This is a genomic window from Phytoactinopolyspora endophytica (assembly GCF_004138495.1).
Taxonomy (GTDB): Bacteria; Actinomycetota; Actinomycetes; order Jiangellales; family Jiangellaceae; genus Phytoactinopolyspora; species Phytoactinopolyspora endophytica.
Map to the genome: position 1 here is coordinate 339,067 of NZ_ML142852.1, position 4,725 is coordinate 343,791.

The following is a 4,725-nucleotide window of genomic DNA, read 5'->3' on the forward strand; positions in this document are numbered from 1 at the left end:
TACGTCAACGGCGACGCCTGCAGCAGGAGGTCCCGGTCATGTTCCAGGTTTCCGTACTCCCGCTCGCGCACCGCACGCCGGTAGTCGGACGTATTCTCCAGGAAGCTGACCAGCGACGACATACCGACGATATCCACACCCGCCGCCCACATGCCGGGGTGCATCGCCAGGCCGGCGAGTACCATGTACCCGCCGTAACTTCCGCCATACAGGGCCACTCTGTCCGGGTCGCCCCCGGCGTTCGGCGCCCACGCCCGGATGTCCACGAGGTCGAGCACGGATTCCAACCGCAGCTCGACGTCGTCCATGGAGTACCAGCGCTTGCCATAACCCGTCGACCCACGCACGTTCGGTACGAGCACGATGTGACCCTCAGCGACCAAACCCTGGTTGACCGGGCTGAACTGACGCTGTGCCTGGGACTCGGGGCCACCGTGGATGTTGATGACCACCGATCCCGCCAGATCGGCCGCCGGCTCTTGCGGCGCGTACACGAAGCACGGGATCGACTCACCATCCCGCGTAGGGATACGTACGCTGGCGGGCTCCACCAGCGCATCCCGCATCTGCGGCGTGATCTGTGCCATCCCGTCGACGAGCGTCCGCACCGTCCCGTCGGAGGCGTCGACCAGGAGCACGTCACCCGGGCTGGTGGGTGTGACCAGACCGACCGCCAGCAGGGCGGAACCGGGCGACCACACGGCAGAGACCACACCTCGCCCGGGCAGCTCGACCGTCGTGAGGCGACGGCCGTCGGGACCATGGATCGCGAGCTCATCGCCGCCGTCGATGTGCCTGGCGATCAGCAGCCGCGATCCGTCGGGCGACGGAAGCGCGCTCACGTCGTGGTCGTCCGAGTCGATCAGGGTGGTCCACCTCCCGGATGGCTCCACCTGGACCACTGCCTGGAAGTCGCGTCCATGGTTGGAGGCCATCAGGACCGATTCCGTGCCGGGGACGACGTGGACGGCTGTGTGCAACGCATGGTCGTCGGCGGCGGTCACATCGTGAAGCGCCCCGCCACGGACCATCCGTACGTGCGTCGACGCCGGCTGCAGAGAGAGCAGTGTGACCGCCACAGTGTCGCCGTCCACGTCGACCGTGGACACGAAGCCCCCGGCGTCGTAGACGACTCGGTCGCTTCCGGTGTCGAGGTCCCGCACCACGACGTCGAAGTCCACTCCGTTGCGGCGATTGGTGCTGAACACCACCTCGCCCGGCCGGACGTCTACCAAGGTGTGAATGTAGGCCGGGTCGTGGACCAGTGCCTCGAGGTCGTCGAGGCCGGCCGCCATCGACGGCGACCTCTCCAGATCAAGCAGCGAGAGCTGAGCCCGTTCGTTCCCGCCCGCGTCGTGTTCCACCACCGCTGTGCGCCGCCCAGGCACGTACCGGCCAGAGCACTTGCCAGGCAATGTGGTGAGCTGGTTGCGATACCCGTCAGGGCCGATCTCCACCAACTGCATGGAGCCGCTCGCGTCGGATCCGGCCAGCACGCGCCCCGCGTCGTCGACGTCGAAGACCGTCCAGCTGCACAGTTCGAGCAGGTCGATGATCGCCGGTTTGGCAGCTTGAGTCACACCAGCACCCTAACCGCAGCAGGTGGCGCGTCATTGACTGACCAACAGGTGCGGCGGCAGCTCGACCGGGTCTTCCGCGGACGCCGGCTCGGTGGCCAGCTCACAGCCTGCGCTCACGTCACAGCGGACGAGAGCCTGTTCCCCGTCGTCCCATGCATCGAAGACCAACTGGTTCCCGGGCGTGATGCGGTTCGCCGGCTCCCAGGCCAGCCGCTGCGACACGTCCATCTCCGCCCGGAGCCGGGTCTCACCTTCCCACGCGCCGATGATCTCGACGTCGGTGTATCCGAGACCGTCGCTGCGGATGTCGACCGTGGCCGCGTACGCGCCATTCGGCGAGAAGCTCTCGACGCGTCGCTCGTAGCTCCGCCAGACCTCGCGGTTGTCATCGCTCGTGTCGAGAATCGCGGAGTACACGTCACCGTCCTCGTCTTCACCGGTCACCGCGATGAGGCCGGTCGTGTCGCTGGTCGCCGTCGCACCGACCACGTCGTCGATCCGGGAGTCCCGGCAGCTGTCGGGATCATCCTCGTCGTCGCAGATGTAGTCATGGAGGTGGACCGAGGGCTCGCCGTCGGTGACGTCATTGATGGCGATCAGGCCGTCTGCGAACCCGACGGGGTATGCGTCGTCGTGACGCAGGATGAATCCACCACTGGGCGAGGAGACGAATACATCCTCGCCGTCCTCGACGTAGGCGTAATATCGGCCGTCCGCACTCGCAACGAGATGCCCCAGGTCGCCCTCACGCACCACCTCGAGAATGACGTTTCCGTCGTTGTCTCGTTCGTACTCCACGATCTGCCGGGATTCGTCACCGGGCGGGTTCGTGAGGCCAACCCAGCCTTCCTCGGGTCCGCTCGGCGTCATACCTTCCACCTCGGCGAACGCTTCCAAAGGTTCGGTTTCTACGTCCCAGCTCACGTTATAGCGATGGAAGGCATCATCGGCGAACCATGCGATGGCCAGACCTGATCCCTGTTCCAGCTCGTCGAAATCGATCGGGACCACGTCGTTCTGTGTGCCCTCCGGCTGCGCATCACGCTGCATGGCCCCTGGCTGCGCGTCGGCGTGTGCCACCGCGCCGGCGGCCGAAACCAAGACAGCTGCGAGCCCCACGGTCACGAGACCGATGGATTGTCGTGTCGGCATGTTGCGAAACCCCCTGTTCCTGTTGTCGCTTGTGCCGTTCCGGGTGTCTACTCATGACGATGCGCGTGGCGCCCTCGTGGTTGCCTACGCTTGTTATCGAGTCGGCTCGCCGGCTCAAAACCCGGACTGAGCGAGTCCACACTCCGAAGTCTCCGACCGCCCGCTTTCATCTCGCTTTTGTCCCGCTTTGGCACCGGCTCCATGAGATGGTGGCTACGCAATGAACGATCAGCACGCCGCACTGACCTACACCTCGTACCTCGCCTTGGACGAGGTGCTCGCCGCCCAGCGCCCTCGTTCCGACGAACACGACGAGATGCTGTTCATCGTCATTCACCAGGTCTATGAGCTCTGGTTCAAACAACTCCTGCACGAGCTCGATCACCTGCAAGGCCGGCTGGAGGCCGGCGACACACCACACGCGGTACGAACCCTGCGGCGTGCACTCACCATCCTGAAGGTGGCGGTGGCACAGATCGACGTTCTGGAGACCATGACGCCGAGCCAGTTCGCGAGCTTCCGGGACCGGCTGGAGGCGTCCAGCGGTTTCCAGTCGGCCCAATTCCGGGAGTTGGAAGCGCTTCTGGGCCGCCGCGACCCCCGCGTGTTCCGGCACTATCCGGAGGGCAGCACGGAGCGCGAGCGGATCGCGGAGCGCATGCAGCGGCCGTCGGTGTTCGACTCTTTCCTCCGCTACCTGGCGAAGCACGGCTACGACGTGCCGGTGGAGGCGACCGAGCGCGACATGAGCAAACCAGCCGAGCCGTCCGCCGCTGTGCAGGACCTGCTGTTGCGGGTCTATCGCGACGATGCGAACCCTGCCACCGTCTGCGAGCACCTCGTCGACCTGGACGAAGGCTTGCAGGAGTGGCGGTACCGGCACGTCAAGATGGTTCAGCGCACCATCGGTGACAAGACAGGAACTGGGGGCTCGTCCGGTGCGGCCTACCTGTTCACGACGGTCGGCACCACCGCATTCCCCGACCTGTGGAGCGTCCGGAGCCGCCTGTGACGACACTCGGCGAGCTACGGTCCACTCCTAACGCGCTCGCACGCCACTACTCACGGTTCCGCGTCTCCGATCGGCTTCTGCTCACCGGTCATTCGCACCAGGCGTGGCCCGACGTCGCCGTGGAAGGCCAGCTGAAGGCGTTCGACGACGCCGCTCGCGACGTCGACGCGAAATGGGAACGCGCCTCGGCAAAGGCAGACGAGGTTGCCGCGGGGTTTCGGACGTGGCTCGACGACCCGTCGGCGCAGATCGCGCTCGGGGCCAACACGCACGAGCTCGTCGTCAGATTCCTCTCGGCGCTCGACCTGCGGCGCCGCCCGCGGCTGGTCACCACCGACGGAGAGTTTCACACTCTGCGCCGCCAACTCGCGCGCCTCGCAGAAGAAGGGCTCGAGGTCGTCCGTGTGCCAACCGACCCTGTCGACACGCTGGCCGAACGCCTCGCGGCAGAGGTCGACGGGCGCACCAGCGCAGTGCTGGTGTCGTCCGTGCTCTTCGAGACGTCGCGCATCGTCCACGGACTCGGTGACGTCGCGGCCGCGTGTTCCGCCACGGAGACCGAGCTGCTCGTCGACGTCTACCACGCGCTCGGTGTCATGCCGATGCCCGTCGCCGAGATGGGCCTCGAACACGCGTGGGTGGTCGGCGGCGGCTACAAGTACCTGCAGCTGGGCGAGGGCAACTGTTTCCTCCGGATCCCCCCGCACGGCGACCGGTTCCGACCCGCCGTGACCGGCTGGTTCGCCGAGTTCGGTGCACTGGCCGATGAGCCGGACCCGGACCGTGTGCCGTACCCGCACGGTGCGGCCAGATTCGCCGGAGCCACCTACGATCCCACCAGCCACTACCGGGCGGCCCGCGCGTTCCGGTTCCGTGCCGAGCACGAGCTGACCCCGGGTTTCCTGCGCCAAGTCTCGCAGCATCAGGTGGCAGTACTCGCAGGTGCCTTCGACGAGCTGGAGATTCCCGACGACGTGCTCA

The 4,725-nt window shown here is 66.5% G+C and carries 4 protein-coding genes; 2 read left to right on the forward strand and 2 right to left on the reverse strand.

What is annotated here, in order from left to right; all coding sequences use genetic code 11:
• Together ELR45_RS09980 and ELR45_RS09985 are read right to left on the reverse strand one after the other, a co-directional pair.
• A partial coding sequence (locus tag ELR45_RS09980) for an alpha/beta hydrolase family protein (protein WP_205856314.1) occupies nucleotides 1–1,580 on the reverse strand: 1,580 nt, incomplete at its 3' end.
• A gap of 30 nt (nucleotides 1,581–1,610) precedes the next feature.
• Nucleotides 1,611–2,732, reverse strand: a complete 1,122-nt coding sequence (locus ELR45_RS09985) for a hypothetical protein (RefSeq protein ID WP_129665561.1) — start codon at nucleotides 2,730–2,732, stop codon at nucleotides 1,611–1,613.
• Nucleotides 2,733–2,952: 220 nt separating this feature from the next.
• On the opposite strand from ELR45_RS09985, the gene ELR45_RS09990 reads away from it, so the two are divergent.
• Both ELR45_RS09990 and ELR45_RS09995 read left to right on the forward strand, forming a co-directional pair.
• Nucleotides 2,953–3,744, forward strand: a complete 792-nt coding sequence (locus ELR45_RS09990) for a tryptophan 2,3-dioxygenase (protein WP_129665563.1) — start codon at nucleotides 2,953–2,955, stop codon at nucleotides 3,742–3,744.
• A partial coding sequence (locus tag ELR45_RS09995; protein ID WP_205856315.1) for a PLP-dependent aminotransferase family protein occupies nucleotides 3,741–4,725 on the forward strand: 985 nt, incomplete at its 3' end. The genes ELR45_RS09990 and ELR45_RS09995, both read left to right, overlap by 4 nt.

Coding starts and splice junctions, on each gene's coding strand:
- ELR45_RS09985 (WP_129665561.1), bottom strand. CDS start 2,732: ATGCCGACACGACAATCCATCGGTCTCGTGACCGTGGGGCTCGCAGCT.
- ELR45_RS09990 (WP_129665563.1), top strand. CDS start 2,953: ATGAACGATCAGCACGCCGCACTGACCTACACCTCGTACCTCGCCTTG.